At 67.1% G+C, this 22,032-nt stretch carries 7 protein-coding genes, 1 tRNA gene and 1 pseudogene; 6 read left to right on the forward strand and 3 right to left on the reverse strand.

Annotated elements, in window-relative coordinates; all coding sequences use genetic code 11:
- Positions 1-909: a class A beta-lactamase gene (gene bla / locus ACZ60G_RS36640; RefSeq protein WP_465816190.1), complete on the forward strand. Its 909-nt coding sequence runs from the start codon at positions 1-3 to the stop codon at positions 907-909.
- On the opposite strand, the gene ACZ60G_RS36645 is transcribed toward bla, so the two are convergent.
- Positions 898-1,920, reverse strand: a complete 1,023-nt coding sequence (locus ACZ60G_RS36645) for an AraC family transcriptional regulator (RefSeq protein WP_465816192.1) — start codon at positions 1,918-1,920, stop codon at positions 898-900. The two genes, bla and ACZ60G_RS36645, sit on opposite strands and share 12 nt — an antisense overlap.
- A 96-nt stretch (positions 1,921-2,016) precedes the next feature.
- On the opposite strand from ACZ60G_RS36645, the gene ACZ60G_RS36650 reads away from it, so the two are divergent.
- On the forward strand, positions 2,017-3,555 hold the full coding sequence (locus ACZ60G_RS36650; protein ID WP_465816212.1) for a flavin-containing monooxygenase: 1,539 nt from the start codon (positions 2,017-2,019) through the stop codon (positions 3,553-3,555).
- A 19-nt stretch (positions 3,556-3,574) separates the two neighbouring features.
- Here ACZ60G_RS36650 and ACZ60G_RS36655 read toward each other — a convergent pair whose 3' ends face one another.
- Positions 3,575-4,759 carry an FAD-dependent oxidoreductase gene (locus ACZ60G_RS36655; RefSeq protein WP_465816194.1) on the reverse strand — a complete coding sequence of 395 codons (1,185 nt, stop codon included), beginning with the start codon at positions 4,757-4,759 and terminating at the stop codon, positions 3,575-3,577.
- Positions 4,760-4,839: 80 nt separating this feature from the next.
- On the opposite strand from ACZ60G_RS36655, the gene ACZ60G_RS36660 reads away from it, so the two are divergent.
- Entirely contained in the window at positions 4,840-5,307 is a 468-nt protein-coding gene (locus ACZ60G_RS36660; protein WP_465816196.1) for a MarR family winged helix-turn-helix transcriptional regulator, read from the forward strand.
- Between the two features lie 50 nt (positions 5,308-5,357).
- The gene (locus tag ACZ60G_RS36665) at positions 5,358-6,071 is read left to right on the forward strand and encodes a hypothetical protein (protein WP_465816198.1); all 714 of its coding nucleotides are present in this window, start codon (positions 5,358-5,360) and stop codon (positions 6,069-6,071) included.
- Between the two features lies 1 nt (position 6,072).
- On the opposite strand, the gene ACZ60G_RS36670 is transcribed toward ACZ60G_RS36665, so the two are convergent.
- A complete protein-coding gene (locus ACZ60G_RS36670) occupies positions 6,073-6,486 on the reverse strand; it encodes a VOC family protein (RefSeq protein WP_465816200.1) in 414 nt (137 codons plus the stop codon).
- A gap of 100 nt (positions 6,487-6,586) precedes the next feature.
- Between ACZ60G_RS36670 and ACZ60G_RS36675 the strand changes: the two genes are divergently transcribed.
- Together ACZ60G_RS36675 and ACZ60G_RS36680 are read left to right on the forward strand one after the other, a co-directional pair.
- A tRNA-Met gene (locus tag ACZ60G_RS36675) sits at positions 6,587-6,660 on the forward strand.
- 834 nt (positions 6,661-7,494) lie between these two features.
- Positions 7,495-22,032 (forward strand): annotated as a pseudogene (locus ACZ60G_RS36680) (SDR family NAD(P)-dependent oxidoreductase); the annotation flags it as partial.

Consider the following 22,032-nt stretch of genomic DNA (forward strand, 5'->3'; position numbering starts at 1 on the left):
ATGACAAAGATCGGTAGACGCGGGCGGGGCTCGGCTCGCATGGGGCTCGTCCTGGTGACGACGGTGCTGCTCGGTGCGTGTGGGACCGAGTCGAAAGATCCGGACCCGACGCCGACTCCGGTGGGCCAGTTGGCCGCTATCGAGCAGCAGCATCAGGCCAGGCTCGGGGTCTTCGCCGTCGATACCGGTTCGGGCAGAACCGTCGGTTTCCGCCAGGACGAGCGGTTCGCGATGATGTCGACATTCAAGACGCTCGCATGTGCCGCGCTTTTGCACGAACATCCGCTTGCCACAGGGTATTTCGATCAGATCATCCATTTCACCGAGGCGGATGCGGCGGCCGCGGGCGGTTCGGCGGTCACCGGCACCCGGATCGACAGCGGTATGTCGGTTTCGGAACTGTGTGATGCGGCGATTACCCGCAGCGACAATGCCGCGGGCAATGAGCTGCTGAAACTGCTCGGCGGCCCGCAGGCGCTGACGCAGTTCCTGCGGTCCATCGGCGATCAGGTCTCCCGGCTGGACCGCACGGAGCCCACGCTCAATACCGCCATCCCCGGCGACGAGCGCGACACCACCACACCCGCCGCAATCGCGGCCGACTACCGGGCACTGACAGTCGGCGACGCACTCGCCGCACCTGAGCGCGAGCAGTTGACATCCTGGCTGATCGCCACCACCACCGGCGGCGCTCGCATTCGCGCCGGCCTGCCCAATGATTGGAAGACCGGCGACAAGACCGGAACCGGCGACTACGGCTCGGCCAACGATGTCGCCGTCACCTGGCCCGCCGCAAGCGCCGCACCGATCGTGATCGCGGTGCTGACCACCCATTCCAGCCCAGATGCCCAGGCGGACAATGCATTGGTCGCGGCGGCGGCCAAAGAGGCGGTCGGTCTACTGCGGTAGCCGGTGCTGCGCGCCCTCGCGCCGAACCGCGGTAGGCGTTGTGCCCCACCACCTTCGGCAGCATCGGGTGAAGGTGGCCTGTTCGGACAGTCCGATCAGCGAGGCCACCTGACTCATCGGCATATCGGTGGTGGTCAGGTAGCGGCGGGCTTCGTCGCGGCGGACCGTATCGAGGATGGTGGCGAAGGAGGTGTCCTCGGCTGCGAGGCGACGTTGCAGGGTGCGCGGGTGGATCGTCAAAAGTCTTGCCACAGCGGTGATTTCCGGCGGGGTAGTACCCAATAGTTGCTGTACGGCGGCGCGGACCTTCGGTGCGATGGCGGCATCCGCGCCGACGGACTGTTCGGCCAGGAAGGCCATGGCCAAGCGGTGCAGATTCTCGTCGCCGCCGCTCAGCGGCCGGGTCGCCAGGCTGATCGGTACTCGCAACGCCGCTGCGGGACGCCCGACTCGCACGGGTGCGCCGAAGAACTCCTCATAGATACGGATCGGCGCGGGCGGCCGGTACGGCAGTTCGACCGAGCGCAGCCCGTAGCGCGCGTCCACCAGTCGTTGAAATGTGCGGTGCACGAAGGCGAGTCCGAGATCGGTGCCTTGGACGGGTGTCGGCCCGCCGGGCTGGACGCCATAGCGCAAGGCGGTCACGCTGCGGTCGCCGTATGGGTCGGGTTCGATCGTCAGGCTGAGCGACCGCGCGTGCAGGAACAGATAGCGCGAACAGCATTCGAGGGCGTCGGCGAGCGTCGGCGAATTGCGGATGGCCAGGGCCAGCGGGCCGAGCATATCCAGATCCTGCCGATGCGAAATGCGCAGTCCGAGGTCGGGGCAGTCGAGCCGCTGCGCGGCCAGCTCCAGCGCCGCAGCGAGTGCCTGATCCGGTACCAGCAGATCATCGGCATCCAGAGCGGCGATCGGCAGCCCGACGGCGGTGGCGAACTCCTCGGCGTTCCCGCCCAGCTCGGCCACCGTCGCGCGAAATCCGCGCAACCCCGCGGACCGAATCACCGACATGTCGCTCAGAATCAAATACTTGTCGTGCAAAGTCAAGAATCTGGTCCACTGGCCTCGCAGACTGGAACGATGAGGCCAGCATCGCGCAGCGATTCGATGAGGGGCGGTGGTCGGGTGACGGGTGGGCCCGAGACCGCCGTAGTTCCGGACCACCTCGATGTCGTGATCGTCGGCGCCGGGTTATCCGGCATCGGCGCGGCGTATCGGCTGCAGACCGAATGCCCGGGCAAAACCTATGCCGTGCTGGAGGCGCGCGAGTCGCTGGGTGGGACGTGGGATCTGTTCCGCTATCCCGGAATTCGCTCGGATTCGGATATGTTCACCCTCGGCTATCCGTTCAAGCCGTGGCGGGATGCGAAGTCGATCGCCGACGGTCCGTCCATTCTGCGCTACGTCGAGGAGACGGCCGCGGAATTCGGCATCGACCGGCACATCCGCTACGGCACCAAGGTGGTCGGGGCCGACTGGTCCACCGCATCGGCGCGCTGGACGCTCACCCTCGAGCAGCGCGATGCTACCGGCGGCACCACGCAGCGCACGCTGACCTGCAATTTCCTCTACGCCTGCGCCGGGTACTACAACTACGACCAGGGCCACTCCCCGGATTTCCCGGGCATCGACTCCTTCGCTGGACAGGTGGTGCATCCGCAGTTCTGGCCCGAGGATCTCGACTACGCGGGCAAACGCGTCGTGGTGATCGGCAGTGGTGCGACGGCGGTCACACTGGTGCCCGCGATGGCCGATCAGGCCGAATCGGTGACGATGCTGCAGCGCTCGCCGACCTGGATCAGCGCTGTTCCCGGCCGGGACAAGCAGGCCGACAAGATCCGCGAGCTGCTGCCGCCGCAGTTGGCGCACCGCGTGATCCGCACCAAGAACATCCTGTTCAGCATCGGTTTCTATCAGTACTGCCGTCGCCGTCCGGAGGCCGCGCGCAAACTGCTCACCGGTCTGACGGCACGAATCCTGAAGGATGAGAAGGCCGTTGCCGAGCACTTCACGCCGAAGTACGACCCGTGGGATCAGCGGTTGTGTGCCGTACCCGACGCCGATTTCTTCAGGGCGATGAAGAAGGGGAAGGCGCAGGTCGTCACCGACCACATCGAATCCTTTGTGCCCGAGGGAATTCGGCTGAAGTCCGGTCGAATCCTGGAGGCGGACATCGTGGTCACCGCGACCGGGCTGCAATTGCTGGCCTTCGGCGGCATCGCGCCGCAGGTCGACGGAGCAGCGGTGAACCTGTCGGAACAATTCGTCTGGCAGGGTGCGATGCTCACCGGCGTACCGAATTTCGCGGTCTGTATCGGGTACACGAATGCCTCATGGACGTTGCGCGCCGACCTGACCTCGCGGTTGGTCTGCAAGGTCATCAACCACCTGGACCGCAATGACTATGCGGCCGTGGTGCCGAAGCCGGAAGGCGAGCTCGGCGAGCGCCCGCTGCTCGATCTGGCGTCGGGCTACATCCAGCGCTCGATCGGCGACTTCCCACGTCAGGGTGACCGGCATCCGTGGAAGGTGCGGCAGAACTATCTGCTCGACTCGGCCACGACCATGCGCACCAGTTTGCACAAGACGCTTTCCACCACGCCACGCGCGGCCGTCCGTCAAGCCGACCTCTCGGTTACCCGCTGAGCCCGTGGCACCGGCTGGGTCAGTCGATCCGGTAGTCGAACATCCAGTTCAGCGGGGTGACACCGGCTTTGGCCGCCTTCTTCAGGAAGTAGGGCGTGAGCAGGCGGACCAGTAGGCGGGCGACTCCGTTCGACGCCTTGTCGCTACTGGTTTCCGCGCCATAGGCGACCACCCTCTCGACCCGCTCGCGGCGACGGTCCTCGAAGGCGGCCAAGGCCGCGGCGGTATCCGGGATATCGCGCAGGCAGATCGCCAGTGTCAGGGCATCTTCCACCGCCATGGATACGCCCTGGCCGGATGAGGATGCCACGGCGTGCGCGGCGTCGCCGACGATGACCATATTGTCGTTGTGCCACTTGGTGACCGTCGGCATGTCGTACTGGTTGAAGGCGGGGACGAAGGTGTCATCCGTTGTGGCGGCGACGATCGGGGCGGCCGGGCCGCGATCCGCCGACAGCAATTCGACGAGTCGCGCTCGCCAGTCCACCGATTCCGTCGGTGAAAGTTCCTGTGTCCTGGGCATATTGGCGAACCACCAGATCTCGCCGTCCGGTGCGACGAAGTAGCCGAAGAATGCCCTCTTCCCGAAGATCATGCTGTACACACCGGGCCGCAACCCGAGTTCGCGATGCAGCCCCCGATCGGTGACGAATCCACCGAGCCCGTAGATGCCGAGGAAGTGCGCCTTCGGGGCGGATGGATCGATGATTTCCCTTGTGCGAGAACGTATTCCATCGGCACCGATCAGTACATCGGCGTCCATCGTGGTGCCGTCGGCGAAGGTCACACGCACGCCGTTCTCGGTCGATGTCGCATCCACCAGCCGCTTGTTGTACTCGAACCGCACGCCGCGTCGCACCGCTTCGGCATTCAGCGCTCGATACATATCGCGCCGTTTGATGCTGTGCGTGACGGTGCCGTCGGGCAGTGTGCCGCCGATCGGCATATCGGTGATGTGCTTGCCGCCGCTGGTCGCGAACGACAGTGTGGCGGTCGGGTGCCCGATCTCGGTGACCACCTGATGCGCGTCCAACAGCGCCAGCGCCGACAATCCGTTCACCGCCACCGTCAGATACGCGCCGATCTGCTCGGCCGCCGCCTCCGCGTATGCCTCGCACACAATCGGCTCCAGTCCAGCCCGCTGCAATGCCATCGCGGTGACCGGCCCGGCGATCCCGCCCCCGATGATCAGCGCCTTCTTCATGGTGTGCCTCCGAAATCTCTCTTGGCTCTGCTGTATCTTGATTATCAAGACATAAGTAGTTTGATGATCAAGAGGCTTGAATGTCAAGAGAAAAGTTGGAGCTAGCCGAACTGCGCGTCGAGCTCGGCCGCGAAGCGCAGGCGCTACAGGCCGCGGTCGACGCCGTCGACCAAGCCGCCGCGACCAATCTCGGCGTCAACCGCACCGACCTGCGCTGTCTGGAAATCCTGTGGCACGGCGAATCCACCCCTGGTGCTCTCGCCGCCGAACTGGGCCTGACCAGCGGCAGCGTGACCACCATGCTGGACCGCCTCGCCAAACTCGACTACGTCGTCCGCCATCCGGAACCGGGGGACCGCCGCAAGGTCGTCATCCGCATTACCGACGCCGCGATGGCCAAGGTCATGCGGATCTACGGGCCGATCGCCGAGGAGGGTGCGGGCGAGGTCTCGCGCTACAGCGCAGCGGAACTGCGCCTCGTCCTCGACTATCTGCGTCGCTCGCGCGAGTTGCAGGAGCGCCACCGCACCCGGATCACGGAGCTCTGAAATACCTTCCGCAAGTGGGTGCTCATGGCGACAGCTGACATGATCACCCCATGATCGAATTGCGTAACGCACGGTGGGCAGTGGCAATGGCGGCGGGCGCGGTACTCGTCGCGGGCTGCAGCAGCAAGGACGACTCGGCGGATCACCGGAATTCCTCGCCGACCACGCCTCGCGAACAGTTGGTGCTGACCCCGGAGGAATTCCCCGCGGGCACAAAGAAACTCGATCTGCCGCCGGAGCAGCTGCAGTCGACGGTCGGCGATCTCACCGCAACCCAGCAGAACGCCACCTTCACACCGGCGGAGTGCGGTTCCACCCAGCAGGATCTCGGGGCGGCGACCAAGGAACTGCTCGCGCAGTCATCCATCTCCGCGGCGACCGGTAAGTCGGGCCAGATCTTTGTCGAATTCGTCTCCGGGCGGACCGGGGATCTGCAACGGATCGCCGACGGCAACAAGCGCTGCGGTTCGGTCGAGGTGGTCGCGACCTACGATGGCCATCAGGTCACCGCATCGGAGCGCGTCACGAGTCAGCCTGTGCCCCAGGGACTGAATGGCGCGAACGCAATCGCCTACCACGCGACCAGCACCGCCACGACAGATGCCAGCGACAAACCGCTGACCCAGAACGCATACCTGGGCTACGCCGAGGTCCGGGGCATCACGGTCGCGGTTCGCGTTGCCGCGCTGGATGATTCGCTCGACCAGGCGGCCTTCGATCAGTTCTTCGTAGCCGCGGTGCAGAAGGTGGTGAAGGCGGCCTAGCCTACTTGCGGACGATCAGTTCCAACGCGATATTGTCCGGATCCCGGAACTCGAGGATATAGCTGAACCCGATGTCCTTGATGTCTCCGCGCGCGACCCCGCAGTCATCGAGATGCGCTGCGGCAGCCTCCAATTCGGCCAGTGAGTTCAGCGGGAACGCGAGATGATCGAGCCCGACCCGATCTTCGTCGAAGCTGTCGGTGCCGACCGGCCGCAACCCGATCATCCCGTGCTCCATCCGATAGATCACCCCGCCGAACAGAAACCCGAGCTGCTCCCGCGTCGCCTCATCCGCATCAGCGGGCACCTCCAGCGCGACCGGCCATCCGAACACCCTCTCGTAGAACGCCCGCGACCGATCGATATCGCAGACCGTCAGTCGCGCATGGGCAATGGCACTAGTGGTAATCGGCATACCCTCATGCTCGCACCCACCGCCGATTACCCGCTGGTTAACCCCTCCCACCTGCCGTTTAGGTAAGCGCCGACCCATGCTGTAGCGTTGTCTCTACCGACGCGGGGTGGAGCAGCTCGGTAGCTCGCTGGGCTCATAACCCAGAGGTCGCAGGTTCAAATCCTGTCCCCGCTACTAGGGAAATGGCCCGGAACACTTTGTTCCGGGCCATTTTTCGTTTTCGACCCGGCGAACAGCATCTTCGGTGGAGGTCCGGGTCGCAGCAAACGATCAGAACGCGGACTGGTTCGCCTTCCCATATTTGGAAAGTTCACTCGGACGCGGTCTGCTATTTCTGGTGTAGCGATGCCCTGAGGAGACCAATGCTTTACACCGCACAACCACGCTGGAGCCGTCTGGTGATCACCGCCTCGGGCCCGTTGCTCGTCGTCGGTCGCGGTAACCACCGGGAAGCTACTGGCCGGTTGACAAGGTCAAGATCGTCAAATTACTGTTCAGTACGATGAATCGCGTTCTACTGTTCGAAAATTTGAAGGATCATTGTGCTGATCCACATCGCTGCGGCATAGGTGCTGTGTACGCATCTCGCGGCGGATGTTTCGGGCATCACCCCCTCTTGTCCGCGCCTGGACATTCTGGCGTGCCCACGTAGCGCCTCAATCTTCAGCGTCGTTCGCTGATTATTTGCCCTACTGAGCCCGGCGGTACACCGTGTCCAGTTCTGGGCCTAGCCTGTGCCGTCTCCTCGGGCCCCGGGTCGCTTGCGGAAGACGCTCCGCATCATTCAAGGCCCCTCGCTGATCCTCGACCGCGTCGAAATCCGTTATGTCCGAAGCGGGAATCGCCTGATTCCTCTGCTGTAGACAACAAACACACTCGTCAGAAGCTTTTACGGCGGGTCCCAGCCTGCCTTGGGAAGGATGTTCAGAGGTGACCGGATCGGCGTTCGAGGTCGCTATCGTCGGCATGTCCTGCAGAATGCCGGGCGCGGCCGATCTCGACAGTTTCTGGCAGCTGCTCAGAGAGGGGCGCGCCGCGATCGGCACGGCTCCCCCGGGGCGGGAGAGCATCACAGAGCGGGCCGGATTCGTCGACACCGTAGGGGAGTTCGACGCGGACTTCTTCGGGGTCTCGCCCAATGAGGCGCGCGCAATCGATCCGCAACAGTTGCTGGCACTGGAATTGAGCTGGGAGGCGCTCGAGGACGCGGGCCTGGCCGCCACGGCGCGCGAGGCCCGGCGGTGCGGTGTGTGCCTCGGTGGCACCGGAAGCGATTCCGCCGAAATCGCGAACCGCGTCTCGAACTACTTCGGTTTCAGCGGCCCGAGCATCCTGGTCGACAGCGACCAGGCATCCTCGCTGGTCGCGGTTCATCTGGCCTGTGAGAGTCTGCGCAGCGGCGAGAGCGACATGGCCCTGGCCGGTGGGTTCGTGCGCGGCGAGAGCGGCGGCATTGTGGTGCTGAAACCCTTGGCGCAGGCGGTCGCCGACGGCGACCGGATTCATGCCGTGATCCGCGGCAGTGCGGTCGACACCGGCGGCGAACGCCGAGTGCCGAGCGCCCCGAGTCGCGATGCGCAGGCGGCGGCGATCCACTCTGCCCTGACCGCGGCAGGTGTCGAGGCGTCGTCGGTGCAGTACGTCGAATTGCACGGCACCGGGACACCCGCCGGTGATCTGGCGGAAGCCGCTGCGCTCGGCGAGACCTACGGTGTGCACCGGGCGCAGGAAGCGCCGCTGGCCGTCGGATCGGTCAAGACGAATATCGGGCATCTGGAAGGTGCTTCCGGTATCGCGGGTCTCATCAAGACCGTGCTCTGTCTGCGCCGCCGAGAACTGGTGGCCGGCCTGGACTTCGAGACGCCGAATCCACGAATTCCGCTCGCGGACTTGGGTTTACGGGTGCTGACGGGCACCGAGGACTGGCCCGTCGCCGACGTGCACAGGGCAGGTGTGTCGTCGTTCGGCATGGGGGGATCGAACGCCCACGTGATCGTGGAGGAGGCGCCCGCCGTGGAGTCCGCCGCGACCACGGGGGACAGCAAGGCCGCCGCGGTGCCGTGGGTGGTCTCGGCGCGCAGCGAGGGCGGCGTGCGTGCACAGGCGGCCCGGCTGCGGGAGTGGCTACTGCGTCATCCGGAGCTGGATGTGGTCGATGTGGCGCATTCGCTGCTGGCCACGCGCGCCCAAATGGAGTGGCGCGGAGCCGTTGTCGGGCTGGATCGAGCCGAGCTGCTGGCCGGTTTGGCAGCTTTGGCCGACCCGACCGTCCCCGCTACGGCGATCGAGCCGACCACCGGGCGGGCCGAGCAGCGGCGGGTCGCATTCGTCTTCCCGGGGAATGGCAGCCAGTGGGAGGGTATGGCGCTGGGCCTGCTGGATTCGGGTGGTGCGTTCGCGGAGTCCATCGCGGAATGTGAAGCGGCGCTTGCACCGTACGTGGACTGGTCGCTGACGGCGGTGCTGCGCCGCGAAGTCGATGCCCCCTCGCTGGATCGCGTGGATGTGGTGCAGCCGGTGCTGTTCGCGGTGATGGTGTCACTGGCCCGGATGTGGCGTGCGGCCGGTGTGGAGCCGGACGTGGTGATCGGCCATTCCCACGGTGAGGTCGCCGCCGCGCATGTTGCCGGTGGACTGTCGCTGTCCGATGCGGCGCGTGTGGTGGCGCTCCGGTCCCGGGCGCTGGCCGATGAGCTGGCCGGACATGGCGCTATGGCCTCGATCGGGCTCGGCGCGGATGCGGTCCGAGTACGTCTTTCGGCGTATGGGGATCGGCTGTCGTTGGGGGCGGTGAACGGACCGGCGCAAAGTGTGATTTCCGGTGACGTTTCGGCGGTGGAGGGATTCCTCGCCGACTGCGCCCGCGACAGTGTGTGGGCCCGCCGGGTTCCGATCGACTACGCGTCGCATTCGAAGGCGATCGAGCGGATCCGCGATCGGCTGCTCGCGGAACTGGAGCCGATCCGCCCACAATCCGGATCGGTGCCGTTCTTCTCCACGGTATTCGCCGACCGGTTGGATACGGCTGAACTGGACGCCGAATATTGGTATCGGTCGGAGCGGGAACCGATTCGATTCGCCGACGCTGTTACGGCGCTGATCGGCGACGGCATCACCGGATTCATCGAGGTCGGCCCGCATCCGGTGCTCACGATGGGTATCGCCCTGACCGCCGAGGCCGCCGGTGCGGCCGAGGGCGTATCCGTTGTCGGATCGTTGCGGCGCGGTGCGGGCGGCCCGGAACAGTTCATCGCGTCGCTGGCACAGGCCTACTGCGCCGGTGTGCCGGTGGATCCGCGCGCGCTGGTCTCCGGTGGGGCGCGGGTCGATCTGCCGCCATACGCGTTCGAGCGCCGTAACTTCTGGTCCGGTGCGCTGGTCACTTCCGGTGGCTTCCCCGAAATTTCCGAGAGCCGAATTTCCGAAGACCGGGAGCGGACCGATGCGTTGGGCGACAGTCCGCTGGCCCGCAAACTGCTGGCAGCCCCCGAATATCAGCGTGACACAGTAGTTCTCGATATCGTTCGTGAGCATGCCGCCGCCGTACTAGGCCACGATTCGGCCCGATCAATCGACCCCGACCTGCCGTTCACCGAGTTCGGCATTGATTCGGTCAGTGGGGTGCGGCTGCGGGACCGGCTGATACGGGCCACCGGTGTGCCGCTGCCGGCGTCACTCATCTTCGACCATCCGACCGCGAGTGCGGTCGCGACACTGTTGCGGGCCCGGGTCACCGGAAACGACCGGGGCGAGCATCGGGTATCGCGACGCACGACCACAGACGAACCGATCGCGATCGTCGGCATGGGCGCCCGATTCCCCGGTGGTGTGCGGTCCCCCGAGGACCTGTGGGACCTCATGACCGCGGGTCGGGACGTGATCGGCGAATTTCCGACCGACCGGGGTTGGGACCTGGACCGACTGTTCGACCCCGACCCCGACAAACCGGGCACGGTCTACACCCGCCACGGTGGATTCCTCAGCAGCGCAGGCGATTTCGACCCCGGCTTCTTCGGTATCAGCCCACGCGAAGCGTTGGCGATGGATCCGCAGCAGCGGCTGCTGCTCGAGACATCGTGGGAAGCCCTGGAGGACGCGGGTATCGACCCGATGTCGTTGCGGGGCAGCGATACCGGCGTATTCGCCGGTGCCTGCTCATCGGGTTACTCGCGCCGGGTGACCGGCGACCTGGAGGGCTTCCGGCTGACCGGTACGTCACACAGCGTCATCTCGGGCCGTGTCGCGTATGTGTTCGGCCTGGAAGGCCCGGCGGTGACGGTGGATACGGCGTGCTCGTCATCGCTGGTGGCATTGCACCTGGCGTGCCAGGCGCTGCGCCAGGGGGACAGCTCGCTGGCTCTCGCCGGTGGCGTGACCGTCGCGGCCAGCCCATATCTGTTCGTGGACTTCGCCCGCCAGCGCGGCCTGGCACCGGATGGCCGCTGCAAGGCGTTCTCCGCTGCCGCCGACGGTGTGGCGTGGTCGGAGGGCTCGGGCGTCCTTGTGCTGGAGCGGCTTTCGGATGCGCAGCGGCTCGGACACAACGTCCTGGCCGTTATTCGCGGCAGTGCGGTGAACCAGGACGGCGCGAGCAACGGTCTGACCGCGCCGAACGGTCCGTCGCAGGAGCGGTTGATCGCGCAGGCCCTCGCCAATGCGGGGATCTCGGCGGTCGATGTGGACGCCGTTGAGGCGCACGGGACCGGCACGGCCCTGGGTGATCCGATCGAAGCACAGGCCTTGATCGCCGCCTACGGACAGGATCGCGGCGATCGGGAACCGGTGCGGATCGGTTCCTTGAAATCGAATATCGGCCATACCGTGGCCGCCGCCGGTGTGGCCGGTGTGATCAAGATGGTGCAGGCCATGCGGCACGAGCGGTTGCCGCGGACGCTGCACGCCGAAACGCCGTCGCCGCATGTGGATTGGGCCGCGGGCGCGGTGCGTCTGCTGACCGAAGCCGAACCGTGGATCGCCGGAGATCGGGTGCGCCGGGCGGGTGTGTCGTCGTTCGGGATCAGTGGCACCAACGCGCATGTGATCCTCGAAGAAGCGCCTGCAGCCCCGGTAGCGGCCGCCGGGGAAGACACCGAAATCACCGTGCCGGTCACCGCATTGTTGGTGTCGGGTAAGGGCGAGGCGGGTCTGCGTGCGCAGGCCGAGCGGCTGCGGGCCTGGTTGTCGGAGCGGCCGGAGGTCGACATCGCGGATGCGGCCTATGCGCTGGCGACGTCGCGGGCGCAGCTGGATTCGCGGAGTGTGGTCCTCGGTCGCGATCGGGACGAGTTGCTCGAGCGGTTGGCGGATCTCGCCGAATCGGGGACCGGTACCGGTGTGATCGGCGGCGTCGTTGGTCCGGGGCAGACGGCCTTCTTGTTCACCGGTCAGGGTGCACAGCGGATCGGTATGGGCGCAGGCTTGTACGAGGCGTTCCCGGTATTCGCGGACGCGTTGGATTCGGTGTGCGCCCAGTTCGATCCGGTGTTGGAGTGCTCGCTCAAAGAGGTCATGTTCAGCGGCGTCGCCGGTGGCGATAACGGTGTGGCGGTGCTGGATCGGACGGAGTTCACCCAGCCCGCGTTGTTCGCCTTCGAGGTGGCGCTGTATCGCTTGCTGGAGTCGTTCGGCGTCACCCCGAATGTGTTGATCGGCCATTCGATCGGAGAAGTCGCGGCCGCGTACCTCGCGGGCCTGTGGTCGCTCGCGGACGCGTGCCGGTTGGTGGCGGCGCGCGGCCGTCTCATGGGTGCGTTGCCCGAGGGCGGAGCGATGCTGGCCATCGCAGCGTCCGAAACCGAAGTGAATGATGTTGTCGCCCGGTATGCCGGCCGAGTGTCGGTCGCCGCGGTGAACGCGCCGTCGGCTCTGGTGATCTCGGGTGACGAGGACGCGGTCGGCGAGATCGAGGCCCGATTCGCCGAGCATGGCGCGAAGACGTCGCGGCTGCGGGTCAGCCATGCCTTCCACTCGCATCGGATGGAGCCGATGCTGGCCGAATTCGAGACTGTCGCAAAGGATTTGACGTACAACCGGCTACGCCTGCCGGTGGTGTCGAATGTGTCCGGTCGGCTTGCCGGGGACGAAGTGACCGAACCCGCCTACTGGGTTCGGCAGGTACGGGCCGCGGTGCGATTCGCGCCGGGCATCGAGACGTTGCTCGCCTCGGGTGTGCGTCGATTCCTGGAAGTGGGGCCCGACGCGGTGCTGGCGGCGATGACCCGGCAGACCCTTCCCGAGGACGCGGAGTCGGCCTCGGTGGTGGCCGCGGCCGCGCGCCGGGATCACGATGAGCCCCAACAGTTCTCGATGATGCTGGCGCACGCGCACACATCCGGTATGCGGGTGGATTGGACGCCATTGCTGCGTCGCCGGGCGATACGACGAGTTCCCCTGCCCACGTACGCCTTCCAACACCAGCGCTTCTGGTTGCCGCCGCGCCCCGAAGCCATCGGCGACACCCTTGCCCACCCGTTGCTCACCGGTGTGGTGCCGGTGGCCGGTAAGGACGAGTTCGTCTTCACCGGCCGGTTCTCGCTGGCGACCCACCCGTGGGTCGCCGACCATATGACCTACGGCACTGTGGTCTTGCCGAGCGCGGCCCTCGTCGAGTTCCTGCTCGTCGCGGGCGGCAGCATAGATTGCGGCGTCGTCGAGGAGCTGACCCTGGAGGCTCCGATTCCGCCGTCGGAAGACGACGAGGTCGAACTCCAGGTGTCGGTGCAGGAGCCGGACCAGGCCGGGCGACGTCAGTTCAGCTTCTACTTCCGGCAGGGGAGCGAATGGATGCGCAACGCCAGCGGTGTGCTGGCACCCTCCTGGGACGGCGATGACGCGCTGCTGGACCAGCTGCGGGACGAGGCCTGGCCGCCGATCGACGCCGAAACTCTCGACCCGGCATGGATTCCCGAGCGGATCGCCACAGTATCCGGACTCGAATACGGCCCGGCGTTGCTCGGTGTCAGTGCCGCATGGCAGCGGGGTGAGACCGTCTTCTCCGAGGTCACCCTGGATACGGCGGCCGCGCCCGAACCGGAGCGGTTCGATCTGCATCCGGCTCTGCTCGACCTGGTGATACACGCCGGGCTGGCCGGGCTCCTCTGGCGCGATCAGGACGGCGATCCGGACACCGGCCGGTTGCTGTTCCGCTGGGGCGGAGCGCGACTACACCAGCCGCCTGCCCAGGCGACGACGCTGCGCGTCATCGCCACGGCGCGCGGACCCGAGACGATTTCCATTGCGGCCATTGATGATTCGGGACGGCCGGTGGTCTCCGTCGACGCGGTCGTCATGCGGCCCTATGACGTGAAACAGATGCGCGGCACCCTGGCCTCGGATGCCGCCGACCTCTACGAGGTCCAGTGGACGCCCGCGCCGACGGCGACACCGAGTGCGTCCACGGACCGGATGACCGTACTCGGTTCGGAGCCGGTTGCCGGAATCGGCACCTCCTATCCGAGCCCAACGGAACTCGCTGCGGCACAAGAGATTCCAGATGTCGCGATCTGGCATCCGGAGGACAGCGCCGCAGCCGACGATCCGGCCGTCGTACGAGGCCACCTGGAAATGGTGTTGGCGACGGTGCAGGCCTGGCTGGCCGAGGATCGTCTGGCCGACACCCGCCTGGTCGTGGTGACCGCGAACGGTGCCGCGCTGCCGGGTGAGGCACCGGATCTCGCCGCGTCGGCCGTCTGGGGCCTGATGCGCAGCGCCCAATCCGAATATCCGGGCCGGTTCATTCTCCTCGATTCCGACCCGTCGGCCGTTGCGCCCATGGATGACTCGACACTCGTCGGTGCGGTGCTCGCGGCGGGCGAACCACAGGCGGCGGTGCGTGCCGGAGCATTGCTCGTGCCCAGACTGGTGCGAGCGCGAGCGGAGCACCAGGCCGAGCCGGGAGAACCGTTCGGCGCAGGCACCGTCCTGATCACCGGCGGCACCGGCGGCCTCGGCGCACTGGTGGCTCGACATCTGGTCACCGCACACGGAGTCCGTCATCTGCTGCTGGTGTCCAGGCGTGGCGAAACAGCCGATGGCGCAAGAGAACTGGTGTCCGAGCTGTCGGAATCCGGCGCTGCCGTCGCAGTGGCGGCCTGCGACGTGGGCGATCGAGAAGCCCTGCGTTCCCTGCTCGATTCGATAGCGGCCGATCATCCGCTGACCGGTGTGGTCCATGCGGCCGGCGTCCTCGACGATGGCACCCTCGCGGGCCTGACCACTGCGCAACTGCGGCGGGTGTTCAGCTCGAAGGCCGCGGCCGCATGGCACCTGCACGAACTCACTCGCGACCGCGCCCTGTCGGGCTTCGTGCTGTTCTCGTCTATCGCAGCAACGATCGGATCGGCGGGACAGAGCAACTACGCGGCAGCCAATGCCTTCCTCGACGCGCTGGCGCACCGTCGCCGTGCCGACGGGTTGCCCGCGATCTCACTGGGCTGGGGGCCCTGGAACTCCGCTGGCGGCATGACCGGTGGCTTGGACCGCAGTGCCGTCGCCCGCTGGGAAAGGCTCGGTCTCCACGCACTCGGGAACGACGAAGGTCTGCGGCTGTTCGATGCGGCCACCGGTCGCGCCGCCGCGCACTTGGCGGCGATTCGGTTCGACCCGGCCGAGTTGCGGCGCGAAGCGGGCAACGGCGCGGTGCCGACGGTGCTGCGCGGTTTCCTGCCCCGCACCACGGACCGGACCGCGGCCGCGTCGAGTTCACTGGCCACACGACTGAGCCGGGTACCGGAGGCCCAACGCGCCGAGGTGGTGCTCGACCTGGTCCGGGAGCACGCGGCGGCCGTGCTGGGGCACGGTTGCGCCGAAGACATCGGCCCCGGCGAGCGATTCGACGCACTGGGATTCGACTCGCTCGGCGGCGTCGAATTCCGCAACCGGCTGGCGAAGGCCACCGGTGTCCAGTTGCCGTCCACCCTGGTCTTCGACCACCCCACCGCCGCGGCCGTCGCCACCCTCTTGCACTCCACGATCGAGGGAACGGATTCTGGTTCCAGGACGGCACGGGTGTCGCGCCGGGTACGCGTGGACGAACCCATCGCGATCGTGGGCATGGCCTGCCGGTTCCCCGGCGGCGTCGAATCGCCGGATGCGCTGTGGGATCTGGTTGCTTCCGGCAGGGATGCGACCGGTGAGTTCCCGGCCGATCGTGGCTGGGATCTGGAGCGGCTGTTCGACCCGGATCCGGACAAGCCGGGGACGGTCTATGCCCGGCGCGGTGGATTCCTTTATGACGCAGGTGATTTCGATCCGGGCTTTTTCGGGATCGGCCCGCGCGAGGCGACGGCGATGGATCCGCAGCAGCGGTTGCTGCTGGAGGTGTCCTGGGAAGCGCTGGAGCACGCGGGGATCGACCCGACGTCGTTGCGCGGCACCGACACCGGTGTCTACACGGGCGTGATGTACCAGGACTACGAGGCTGTGACGGGTAAGGCCGGGCCCGAGGTCGAGGGGTATGTCCTCACCGGCGGCCTGGGGAGTGTGGCTTCCGGACGGGTGGCCTACGCGCTGGGTCTGGAAGGACCGGCGATGACGGTGGATACCGCCTGCTCGTCGTCGCTGGTGGCGCTGCATCTGGCCTGCCAGGCGCTGCGCCAGGGGGAGAGTTCGCTGGCGTTGGTCGGTGGCGCGACGGTAATGGCGACACCGATGGTGTTCCAGGAGTTTTCGCGGCAGCGCGGTCTGGCTCGAGACGGCCGGTGCAAGTCGTTCTCGGCCGCGGCCGACGGTGTCGCGTGGTCCGAGGGCGCAGCGGTGCTGATCGTGGAGCGCCTGTCGGATGCACGTCGGCTGGGCCACGACGTATTGGCGGTGGTGCGTGGCAGTGCGATCAATCAGGACGGCGCGAGCAATGGTTTGACGGCGCCGAATGGTCCGTCGCAGCAGCGGGTGATCGCGGCGGCGTTGGCGAATGCCGGGTTGAATCCGCGGGATGTGGATGCGGTCGAGGCGCACGGAACGGGAACGGCGCTGGGCGACCCGATCGAAGCGCAGGCGTTGCTCGCCACCTACGGGCAGGATCGTGCGGGAGAACCGCTGCGTCTTGGTTCGCTCAAGTCGAATATCGGTCACGCGCAGGCGGCGGCGGGTGTCGGCGGTGTGATCAAGATGGTGCAGGCGTTGCGGCACCGAACTCTGCCGACGACGCTGCATGCGGACGAGCCGAGCCCGCACGTGGACTGGTCTGCGGGCGATGTCCAGCTGCTGACCGAGGCGCGGGCGTGGCCGGTCGGCGACAGGGTGCGCCGGGCCGGTGTGTCGTCGTTCGGGATCAGCGGCACCAATGCGCACGTGATCATCGAAGAGGCACCGGCCCAGGCGGTTTCGGTGCCTGAGCGTGCTGTGGCCGGGCCGGACATCGATGTCGCCGTGGTGCCGTGGACGGTGTCGGCCAAGTCGGAGGAGGGCCTGCGGGCGCAGTCGGAGCGGTTGCGGGCGTGGTTGGCCGATCGCCCGGAGGTCGACATCTGGTCGGCGGCACGGTCATTGGCGGACTCGCGAGCATTGCTGGACCGTCGGGGCGTCGTCGTCGGCCGGGATCGTGACGAATTGCTGGCGGGCTTGGCCGATTTGGCGGCGGGTGCGCCGGGCACGATCGAGGGGTCGGCGGGTTCGGGGAAGACGACGTTCCTGTTCACGGGGCAGGGTGCGCAGCGAGTTGGTATGGGCGTGGGTCTGTATCGGGCGTTTCCGGTGTTCGCGGCGGCGTTGGATGAGGTGTGTGCGCAGGTCGATCCGTTGTTGGGGCGGTCGCTGAAGGAGTTGATGTTCGTCGATGCCGAGGGGGTGTTGGATCGGACGGAGTTCACTCAGCCGGCGTTGTTCGCGTTCGAGGTGGCGTTGTTCCGGTTGATCGAATCGTTCGGTGTCGTACCGGATCTGTTGATCGGGCATTCGATCGGTGAGTTGGCTGCGGCGTATGTGGCGGGGGTGTGGTCGCTCGAGGATGCGTGTGCGCTGGTTGTGGCGCGTGGTCGGTTGATGGGCGCCTTGCCCGAGGGCGGGGCGATGCTCGCGGTCGCGGTGCCGGAGGCCGAGGCGGCGCAGGTGCTCGCCGCGTACGGCGGACGGGTGTCGTTGGCGGCGGTGAACGGCCCGTCGTCGGTGGTGCTGTCCGGGGCAGCGTCCGCGCTGGACGAGATCGGTGATCGGTTTGCCGAGGAGGGAATGAAGACCTCCCGGCTACGTGTCAGTCACGCGTTCCACTCGGTTCTGATGGAGCCGATGCTCGATGAATTCCGCTCTGTCGCCGCAGGATTGACGTATCGGGAGCCGCTGTTGCCGATCGTGTCGAACGTTTCGGCGGTCATGGTCGCTGCGGAGCTGACCGATCCCGAGTACTGGGTCGAGCAGGTGCGGGGGTGCGTCCGGTTCGCGCCGGGGATCGACGTTCTGGTCGAGGCAGGTGCGCGTCGGTTCGTGGAGATCGGACCGGATGCGGTGCTGTCCGCGATGACTCGGCAATGTCTGGCCGAGACTCCGGCCGTCGAGGCCAAGTCGACGGTCGTCGCGGCCGCCCGGCGCTCGATCGACGAGCCGACACAGTTCGTGTCCGCGCTGGCACAGGCCGCCGTCGTCGGCGTAGCGGTGGACTGGACGCCGCTGTATGCGGGCCGCTCCACGTCTCGAATGACGTTGCCTACCTATGCGTTCCAGCATCGACGCTACTGGGCGCGGCCGGTCGACGCGCCGGACCTGTGGCAGTCGGGCCTGGACGATGCGGGACATCCGCTGTTGGGCGCGATGCTGCGGTTGCCGGACTCCCAGGATGTGGTGTTCACCGGGAGGCTGTCGCGAGCCGCTCATCCTTGGCTGGCCGATCATGCCGTCACCGGGGTGGTGTTGCTGCCCGGCGCCGCGCTCGTGGAGCTGGCCCTGCACGTGGGAACGGTGCTGGACTGCCCGCGACTGGCGGAGCTGGTGATCGAGGCACCCCTCCCGATCCCGGCAGCCGGGGCCGTCGACCTGCGGGTGGTAGCGGGCGGACCGGATGACACCGGCGCACGGACGGTGTCGATGTACTCGCGGTCGAACGGCGATGCTTCGGACTCGCCCAACGACGCTGCGGGACAATGGATTCGCCACGCGGTCGCGACGGTCACCGTCGGGTCGAACACACCACCGGTCGACTCCGTTCCGGTGAGCTGGCCGCCCGCAGGGGCGACGGCGATAGCGATCGATCACGCCTACGCGGATCTGGCCGCGCGGGGCTACGAGTACGGACCGGCGTTCCGCGGACTGACCGCCCTGTGGGGCCGCGACGGTGAGGTGTTCGCCGAGGTCGTACTGCCGGAGTCCGCACGATCGGACGGCTCGACATTCGGTGTGCATCCGGCATTGTTGGATGCCGCGCTGCACGTGGTCCTGCTCGGTGGGCTGGTTCCCGACACCGGGGCCGGTGCGATCGCGGTCCCGTTCTCATGGGAGAACATCGCCCTGTACGCGACGGGCGCGACCACGGTGCGGGTCCGTGCTGCCGTGACCGGCTCCGGGCCGGGGGGTGAGCGAATCACCGTATCCCTCGCCGATCCGGCAGGCATGGCCGTGGCCGACGTGGAAGCACTGACGCTGCGGACCTTGTCCGCCGATGCGCTCGGCTCGGCGCACCGTCGCACCGACGGTGTCGGCTACGAGCTGAACTGGGTCGTGCTACCCGAGCCTGCGGCCGCGCTCACCGCGGCCGACGCCTGGAGTCCCGACGATGACGGTGAAACCGTGACGATCGCGGGACGGGAGGCGACGGTGTTGCGGCTCGACGCGCACCGATGGAATGAGCTGTCGCGCACCGACTCTCCGGCCGTCGACGGCAATCTCCCCGTGGCAGTACGGGATCTGGTCACCGACCTCGCGGCGCAGGTGCGGCGGCTGCTGACCCGGGACCGGCTCATCGTCGTGGTGACCCGGCAGGCGGTCGCGGTACATCCGCACGAGCCGGTGGACCTGTCCACGGCAGCCGTGTGGGGTCTGCTGCGTACCGCACAGAGTGAGAACCCGGACCGGATTCTCCTCGTCGATGTCGAAGACTGGGCGGACTATCGGCCCGCTGTGGTCCTGGCTTCGGCTACGGGCGACGAACCCCAGCTGGCCCTGCGGCACGGGAAGGCATACGTGCCGCGCCTGAACCGCGGTGATTCGAACGCTCTCGACGTCGCGTCGCGAAATACCCCGGTCTGTGCGGTCAGGCCCGGAGGCGGTAGCGCAGCGTCACCACGTAGGGCTCCGCACAGACCGCATCAGACACAAGCATGGGCGCTGACTCTGCGCGACAAGGGCACGTTGACCGCGGACAACTTCGCCTTCAGCGACCATCCAACCGCGTTGGAACCGCTTGCACCAGGCCAGGTCCGGGTGAGTATGCGGTCGGTCGGCCTCAACTTCCGGGATGTGCTGATGGCGCTCGGCACCTACCCCGACAAGGCTGGTCGGCCCGGCGGTGAGGGAGCCGGTGTCGTCGTGGAGGTCGCACCGGACGTGACCGAATTCGCGCCTGGCGACCGGGTTTTCGGGTTGATCCCGGGTGTCGGATCGGTGGCGGTGGTCGATCGCCGACTGCTTGCGCCGATGCCGCGTGGCTGGTCGTTCACCCAGGCCGCGGCGATTCCGATCGTCTACGCGACCGCCTACTACGGCCTGGTCGACCTGGCCGATGCGCGACCGGGTGAGACGCTGTTGCTGCATGCGGCGACCGGTGGCGTCGGTTTGGCGGCCGTGCAACTCGCGCGACACCTGGGCCTGCGCTTGTTGGTCACCGCCAGTGAGCCGAAGTGGAATGTGTTGCGCGATTCGGGGTTCGGCGAGGCTGAAATCGGCAACTCGCGCACGTTGGATTTCGAGCAGAAGTTCCTCGACGCCACCGACGGTCGCGGTGTGGACATCGTATTGGATTCGCTGGCAGGCGAATTCGTGGACGCGTCGTTGCGGCTGCTGCCGCGCGGTGGTCGGTTCGTCGAGATGGGCATGCTCGACCGGCGTGACCCGGTCGAGGTGGCCGCCGAGCATCCGGGGGTGGACTACCACAGCTTCATGCTGATGGAGGTGGGTCCCGATCGGCTGCACGAGATTCTGACCACGCTGGTCGAGCTTTTCGAGGCCGGGACCTTGGCGCCGTATCCGACCGTCGCGTGGGATATGCGGCAGGCGCCGCAGGCCTACCGGTACCTGAGCCAGGCCCGGCATATCGGCAAGAACGTGCTCACCGTGCCGGTGCCATTGCGGCCCGAGGGCACTGTTCTCATCACCGGCGGTACCGGAGGATTGGGCGCGGTGGCCGCACGACACCTGATCACCGTCCATGGTGTGCGCAGGCTGGTGTTGGCGGGAAGGCGTGGTCCGCAAACCCCCGGCGCGGCCGAACTCGTCGCCGAGCTGACCGCGCTCGGTGCGCATGTGGACGTGGTCGCGTGCGACGCGGCCGATCGAGCCGCACTGGACGCGGTGTTGGCGGCCATACCGTCGCAGCATCCGTTGACCGCTGTCGTGCATGCGGCGGGTGTGCTGGCCGACGGTCTGCTCGCCGCCATGACACCGGAGCAGATCGCGAAAGTGTTGCGGCCCAAGGTGAATGCGGCCTGGAATCTGCACGAGGCGACCAAGGACCTGGATCTGTCGGCGTTCGTGCTGTACTCCTCGATCGCGGGCGTGATCGGCAATCCGGGCCAGGCGAACTATGCGGCCGCCAATGTCTTCCTCGATGCGCTGGCACAACACCGGCACGTGACCGGTCTGCCCGCGACGTCGGTGGTATGGGGGCCATGGGAGCAGAGCGGCGGTATGACCAGCACGCTCGGCGCGGCCGACCTCGCCCGTTTGCGGCGCGAAGGTCTCCTTCCGCTGGGCGACGCGGACGGCATGGAGCTGTTCGACGCCGCGCTGGCGGGCGGCCGGTCGGCGTTCGTGGCGGTCCGGATCGACCGGACCGCTCTGGGCGAAGCACATCCCGATGATGTGCGCGCGGTCATGCGTGGCCTGTCGCGGCCATCGCACCGCCGGGTGGTCGATACGACGAGCGCGCCGTCGGCAACATCGAATGGCTCCGCGTCTTTGTCGGCGCAACTGCTCGGCCGCTCGACCGCCGAACAGGAACGCGTCATCCTTGGCGTGATCCGGGCCCAGGCCGCGGCCGTGCTGGGACACACCAGTGCGGACTCGACCCCGCCGGACAAGCCGTTCAGCGATATCGGGTTCGACTCGCTCGGCGTGATGGAATTCCGTAACCGGCTGAAATCGGCTGTCGGCGTGCAGTTGTCCGCGACCGCGATGTTCGACTATCCCACCCCGGAGGCGCTTGCCGATTACCTCCGGCAGGAGATCGTTCCGGTCGACGACCCCGCGGAACGTATTGCGGCCGAGCTCGAGTCGCTGGCGCGCAGTTGTGCCACGGCCGAGCTGTCGGCTGCGGATCGGTCGGATATCGCAAGCAGGTTGACCGCACTGTTGCGTGAGCTCGAAGACGAGGACACCGGCGAATTCGACCTGGGCGGTGGTGCCGACAGTCTCGAATCCGCGGATGACCGCGAGCTATTCGAATTCATCGACCAAATCAGTTGA

The organism is Nocardia sp. NPDC102475 (assembly GCF_055584605.1).

Excerpts from the sequence above, each read along its gene's own strand:
- bla (WP_465816190.1), top strand. The coding sequence starts at position 1 with ATGACAAAGATCGGTAGACGCGGGCGGGGCTCGGCTCGCATGGGGCTC.
- ACZ60G_RS36660 (WP_465816196.1), top strand. The coding sequence starts at position 4,840 with ATGTCAAGAGAAAAGTTGGAGCTAGCCGAACTGCGCGTCGAGCTCGGC.
- ACZ60G_RS36655 (WP_465816194.1), bottom strand. The coding sequence starts at position 4,759 with ATGAAGAAGGCGCTGATCATCGGGGGCGGGATCGCCGGGCCGGTCACC.
- ACZ60G_RS36670 (WP_465816200.1), bottom strand. The coding sequence starts at position 6,486 with ATGCCGATTACCACTAGTGCCATTGCCCATGCGCGACTGACGGTCTGC.
- ACZ60G_RS36645 (WP_465816192.1), bottom strand. The coding sequence starts at position 1,920 with ATGTCGGTGATTCGGTCCGCGGGGTTGCGCGGATTTCGCGCGACGGTG.
- ACZ60G_RS36665 (WP_465816198.1), top strand. The coding sequence starts at position 5,358 with ATGATCGAATTGCGTAACGCACGGTGGGCAGTGGCAATGGCGGCGGGC.
- ACZ60G_RS36650 (WP_465816212.1), top strand. The coding sequence starts at position 2,017 with ATGAGGGGCGGTGGTCGGGTGACGGGTGGGCCCGAGACCGCCGTAGTT.